Source organism: Egibacteraceae bacterium, from assembly GCA_035540635.1.
Lineage (GTDB): Bacteria > Actinomycetota > Nitriliruptoria > Euzebyales > Egibacteraceae > DATLGH01.
This window is the reverse complement of sequence record DATLGH010000010.1, coordinates 1-5526: the sequence shown is the minus strand read 5'-3', so window position 1 is coordinate 5526 and position 5526 is coordinate 1. Positions and strand designations below refer to the sequence as shown.

At 74.2% G+C, this 5526-nt stretch carries 7 protein-coding genes; 2 read left to right on the top strand and 5 right to left on the bottom strand.

The window, feature by feature from the left end; translation table 11 throughout:
• Together VM324_02035 and VM324_02030 are read right to left on the bottom strand one after the other, a co-directional pair.
• Window positions 1-206, bottom strand: a 206-nt coding sequence (locus tag VM324_02035) for a hypothetical protein (protein ID HVL98054.1), incomplete at its 3' end; no start/stop codon positions are given.
• Window positions 203-1273 (bottom strand): hypothetical protein, encoded by a 1071-nt coding sequence (locus tag VM324_02030; protein HVL98053.1) that lies wholly within the window; start codon window positions 1271-1273, stop codon window positions 203-205. The genes VM324_02035 and VM324_02030, both read right to left, overlap by 4 nt.
• Window positions 1274-1530: 257 nt before the next feature.
• Between VM324_02030 and VM324_02025 the strand changes: the two genes are divergently transcribed.
• Window positions 1531-1929: a four-helix bundle copper-binding protein gene (locus tag VM324_02025; GenBank protein HVL98052.1), complete on the top strand. Its 399-nt coding sequence runs from the start codon at window positions 1531-1533 to the stop codon at window positions 1927-1929.
• Between the two features lie 36 nt (window positions 1930-1965).
• Here the strand turns inward: VM324_02025 and VM324_02020 are convergent, their stop codons facing one another.
• Entirely contained in the window at window positions 1966-2526 is a 561-nt protein-coding gene (locus VM324_02020) for a hypothetical protein (GenBank protein ID HVL98051.1), read from the bottom strand.
• Between the two features lie 180 nt (window positions 2527-2706).
• On the opposite strand from VM324_02020, the gene VM324_02015 reads away from it, so the two are divergent.
• Entirely contained in the window at window positions 2707-3378 is a 672-nt protein-coding gene (locus VM324_02015; protein HVL98050.1) for a TetR/AcrR family transcriptional regulator, read from the top strand.
• Between the two features lie 156 nt (window positions 3379-3534).
• Here VM324_02015 and VM324_02010 read toward each other — a convergent pair whose 3' ends face one another.
• A complete protein-coding gene (locus VM324_02010; protein ID HVL98049.1) occupies window positions 3535-5244 on the bottom strand; it encodes a gamma-glutamyltransferase family protein in 1710 nt (569 codons plus the stop codon).
• A gap of 53 nt (window positions 5245-5297) precedes the next feature.
• A partial coding sequence (locus VM324_02005; protein ID HVL98048.1) for a sigma factor-like helix-turn-helix DNA-binding protein occupies window positions 5298-5526 on the bottom strand: 229 nt, incomplete at its 5' end.

Genomic DNA, 5526 nt, shown 5'->3' with positions numbered 1-5526 from the left:
ACGTCACACTCCCCGGCGAAGAACCGGACGAACGGGCGCCGGCGCTGGCCGGCGTGGTCGCGGACGGTCCCGCGCAGCACCGGGTAGCGGGACTCGAGCGCGTCAAGGACGGCGCGTTGTGTCACCGGCTCCGGGACGTCCAGACGGACCTCCGCAGCGACCCGCGCGAGGGTGCGCAGGTGCACCGGGAGCAGGACACGGATCATGGCAGCGTCTGCACCTCCACCGAGAGGACCGGGGGCAGGTCCCTCACGATCGCGGTCCAGCTGTCCCCGGCGTCGGCCGACACGTACACCTGGCCCCCGGTCGTGCCGAAGTAGACGCCGCACGGGTCGAGGGCGTCGACCGCCATCGCGTCGCGCAGCACGTTCACGAAGCACCCGTGCTGCGGCAGGCCGCGCGTAAGCGGTTCCCACGCGCCCCCGCCGGTGCGGCTGCGAAAGACCCGCAACCTGCCGTCGGGCGGATAGTGCTCGGAGTCGCTCTTTATCGGGACCACGTAGACGGTGTCGGGCTCGTGGGCGTGGACGCCGATCGTGAAACCGAAGTCGGTCGGCAGGTTGTCGCTGATCTCGTGCCACGACCCTCCACCGTCGTCGCTGCGCATGACGTCCCAGTGCTTCTGCATGAACAGCACGTCGGGACGGGACGGGTGGGCGGCGAGCTTGTGGACGCAGTGGCCGACCTCCGCGTCGGGGTCGGGGATGCCCTCGGACACGAGGCCGTGGTTCGCCGCCTGCCAGGACGTGCCCCCGTCGCCGGTGCGAAAGACGCCGGCGGCGGAGATGGCCACGACCATCCGCTCGGGATCGGTCGGATGCAGCTCGATGGTGTGCAGGCACAGGCCGCCGGCCCCCGGCTGCCACGCCGCTCCTGATCCGTGTCCACGAAGGCCCGGCAGCTCGTGCCAGGTCGCCCCCCCGTCGACGGAGCGGAAGAGGGCGGCGTCCTCGACGCCCGCGTAGACCACGTCGGGGTCCGTCAGGGAGGGCTCGAGGTGCCAGACGCGGGCGAACTCCCAGGGGTGCGGGGTGCCGTCGTACCACTGGTGCGTGCCGGGCACGCCCTCGTACCGGAACTCGTTGCCGACCGGCTGCCACGACCGCCCACCGTCGTCCGAGCGCTGGACGACCTGACCGAACCAGCCCGACGACTGCGACGCGTACAGCCGGTCGGGGTCCGCCGGCGACCCCGCCACGTGGTAGATCTCCCATCCGCCGAAGTGGGGGCCGGCAAGGTCCCATTCATCGCGCCGGCCCCCGGCGGTCAGCACGAAAGCGCCCTTTCGCGTACCGACCAGCACACGCACTCCACTCATCCGCTTGCCTCTCGCGTCAGCCCTCGATGCCGGGCGGTGTACCACAACGGCTGGCGGGCGCCGAGCGCTCGTCAGCTGCTCCACCCGTACTGACGGCGGTGGCCGCGGGCACTCATCGGTCACTCCCCTGCGGTGGCTGTCCCGCCGGGCACGGTTCCCGCCGCGGCGGCCAGGGTACGCCGACGACACCCCCGGCGGCGAAAGAGGACCCGATGAGCTACGCCCGCGAGATGATCGACGCCATGCCGATGCCGGCGTTCGACGCCGGGCACCTCGCGGCGGCGATCGACGCCGCCCTCGTCTGCGCGCAGGCATGCAGCGCCTGCGCGACCGGGTGCCTGACCGAGGACGACCCGGTGGTGTCCTGCGCGCACAGCGACCTCAACTGCGCCGACATCTGCTTCACGACCGTACGGGTGCTGAGCCGCGCCACGGCGGCGGACGCCGAGGTCGTCCGCACCCAGCTCGCCGCCTGCGTCGCGGCGTGCGTGGCCTGCGCCTCGGAGTGCGAGCGCCACGCCGACCGCCATGAGCACTGCCGCCTGTGCGCCGAGGCCTGCAACCGGTGCGCCGACGCCTGCCGGGACCTGCTCGAGGCCGTCGGCGTCTGACGAGCCCCGCGCGCGCGCCGGATCCCCTGTCGCGCGTCAGTGCAGGATGGGAGCCCGCGCGCTGACCCCGTCGACGTACCATACGTGGTCCGCCCCGACGTGGCAGCGCTCGAGCCGCTCCGGTCCGCCGCTGCGCGCACCGGTGAAGTGGACCTCCTCCCCCTCGCGGGCGACCACCCCTCCGGAGCGGTCGACCAGCTCGAAGGTCTGTCCACCGGTGCCGTCGTCGACGAACCCCGCGCGGAAGCCGCCCACCCAGCGGACCGCCTGCGGCTGTCCGTCCATCTCGATCCACACGCAGCCGCCGTCGCGCTGCGCGTCACCGGCGAGCACTCCGGTGCGCAGCACCGGGGGGAGGTAGTCAAGCTCGTGAGCGGGCAGCTCGACGAGGCGCGCCCCGGGATCGACGGGGGGCCGGTCCTCCCCGGTGTCGAGCAGTCGGGGAGGTCCCTCGGTCAGCGGGGCCGCCGCCGGCTGCGCGGGACCGTCGAACGCGACATCGGGCCCGGCGGCGAAGCCGTTGAGGAGAACGGCGAGGCCGAGCGCGAGCACGACGGCGTTGCACGAAGCCGTGAGCCGGACCACACGCCTACCCATCCCGCGAGCTCCCTCGTTCAGCCCTACGAGCAGCCTAGGGCACCCGTCAACGCAGCCGGCGGATTTGCCGCGCCTGTTGGCGGCGGCCGCCGCCCGCAGCGCGTCGAGCCGTCTGGCGCCCCATCGGGCTCGACCGAACCGTCTCCGTGCCGCGGGCCCGTTATCTTGACGGCGTTTAGATTGACGGCCCGTGTCGTCGGTGTCAACATGCGGTCGATGCGCACCCGCACCTACCACCACGGGGATCTGCCCGCCGCACTGCTCGAGGCGGTGGACGAGATCGTGCGGGAAGGCGACATCAACGCGGTGACGTTGCGTGAGGCGGCCCGCCGGGCGGGCGTGAGCCACGCCGCGCCGGCGCACCACTTCGGGGACAAGGCGGGGCTGCTCACCGCCTACGCCGCCCAGGGCTTCGCCGCACTGCGGGAGCGCCTGCTGCGCGCGGGAGCGGAGGCCGAGGCGGTCGGCGACCCCACGCTGGCCGCGATGGGGCTCGCCTACATCCGCTTCGCGGTCGAGCAGCCCGGCCACTTCGCGGTGATGTTCCGCCCGGAGCTGCTCGACGAGGACCGCCCGGGCTTCCGAGAGATCTGCGGCGGGGCGTTCGCCGTGCTCGTCGACGCGGTGCGCGCCCTGCACAGCGACCGCGACGAGGGCGACCCGCAGACGCTGCTCGCCGCCACCGGGGCATGGTCGATCGTGCATGGGTTCGCGACCCTGTGGCTGGAGGGCAACCTGCCCGAGGCGGTCCGCACGCTGCCGCTCCACGAAGCCGCCGGCGGCGCGCTGGGCGCGTTCGGTGAGACGTTGCGGGCCATGGGCCTGCCCGCGACGCCGTCCGAGCGCCCCTGATGAGCATGCTCGGACGGTGGCCGGCGGTCATACCGGCCTCACCGCATCGGCGGGCTGCAGCCCCGCTCCGACGGGGCCGACGGCCGGCGCGAGGCCCTCGCCCATCTCGTCCACCCCGACGCCTTCGAGCCCGCCCGCCCAGCGCCGCAGGCAGCGTCAGCGGCCGACGGCGTAGCCCTGGGTGCCCCGTGGGTCGGCCGCCGCCTTCAGCAGGCGGCCGGGTTCCCGGCCGACCGCCGACAGCCGGCCGAGGGACCAGTCCCCGGCGACGGTGACCGCGTGGCCGCGGCGGCGCAGGTCGGCGACGACACCCGAGCCGATGCGGCCCTCGACGACGAGCCCGCGTGGCTCGGCGGTCCGGGGGTAGAACGAGCTGGGGAAGGCGGTCGTGTGGAACGCCGGCGCGTCGATCGCGGCCTGCAGGTCGAGGCCCGCGTCGACGTGGGCGAGGAAGAACACGAGCGACCACTGGTCCTGCTGGTCGCCGCCGGGGGTGCCGAAGGCGAGGTAGGCCTCCCCGTCGCGCAAGGCGAGGGAGGGGGACAGCGTCGTGCGCGGGCGCTTGCCCGGGGCGAGCGTGTTCGCAAGGCCCTCGGTCAGCCACATCATCTGCGCGCGGGTCCCGAGGCTGAAGCCGAGGCCCGGCACAACCGGCGAGCTCTGCAGCCACCCGCCGCTCGGTGTGGCGGCCACGAGGTTGCCCCACCGGTCGCCGGCGGAGACGTGGCAGGTGTCGCCCTGGAGGCTCGGGTCCCCGGCACCGACCCCGGGCGGCACCGCACGAACCGCGGGAGGCATCCGCGGCGGGCGGCCGTCGGGGGCGCCGGGCCGCAGCTCGGCCGACGCCGTCGCGCCGACCAGTGCCCGCCGCTGCGCCGCATACGCGTCGCCGAGCAGCGTGTCGAGGGGCACGTCGGCGAACGCCGGGTCGCCGTACCACGCCTCACGGTCGGCGAAGGCGAGCTTCGCCGACTCCACGACCGTGTGGACGAAGTCGGTCGACAGGTGTGCCATCGCGGGCAGGTCGAACCCCTCGAGCAGGGCGAGCTGCTGGCAGAAGACCGGCCCCTGCCCCCAGCTCTGCGTCTTGCAGACGGTGTAGCCGCGGTAACCCCGGCGCACCGGCGCCTCGAGGGGCGTGTCGTGGCGTGCGAGGTCCTCACCGGTGAGCAGCCCGCGGTGCCGCCGGCCGGTCGCGTCGGCGACCTCGCCGCCGGAAGAGAAGGCGTCGATCGCCTCGGCGACGAAGCCGCGGTAGAAGGCGTCCCGGGCGGCGGCGATCTGCCCGTCGCGGTCGGCGGTGGCCGCCTCGGCCTCGGCGAGCACCCGGGCGTAGGTCGCGGCGAGGTCAGGGTTGCGGAAGCGCGCGCCCGCCTCCGGCGGGCCACCGGCGAGGTAGACGGCCGCGGAGGTCGGCCAGTGCTCACGGAACAGCGGCGCGACCTGGCGGATCGCGGCCGCAAGGCCCGTCGCGACCGGGTAGCCGCCGGCGGCATAGCCGATCGCCGGCGTGAGCACCTCGCGCAGGGGCAGCGTGCCGAGCTCGGCGAGCAGACGCATCCACGCGTCGAACGCGCCGGGCACGCAGGCAGGCAGCAGACCCGTGCCGGGGATGAGTTCGAGGCCCAGCCCGGTGAAGCGCGCGACCGTGGCCGCCGCCGGCGTCGGTCCCTGGCCGTTGACGACGACGACGTCACCGTCGGCGGAGCTGGCGAGGATCGGCACCTCCCCACCGGGGCCGTTGAGGTGCGGCTCGACGACCTGGAGGACGAACCCGGCGGCCACCGCCGCGTCGAAGGCGTTGCCGCCGTGCTCGAGCATCGCCATGCCGGTCCCGGCCGCGAGCCAGTGCGTCGACGCGACCATCCCGTGGGTGCCGCGCAGCTCCGGTCGGGTCGGCGGGACCCCCGGCTCGACGGTCAGACCGCCTCCTCCAGGCGCCGCTCCTGCAGGTAGCAGTCGAGCTTGCGCTTGATGCGCTGCAGCGCGTTGTCGATCGACTTGACGTGGCGCTGGAGCCGCTCGGCGATCTCCTGGTAGCTCTTGCCGTCGACGTAGAGGCGCAGCACCTCGGTCTCGAGGTCGGACAGGACCTCGTCGAAGTGCGCCTGCAGCGCCCGGATGCGCTCGGCGGAGATCACCAGGTCG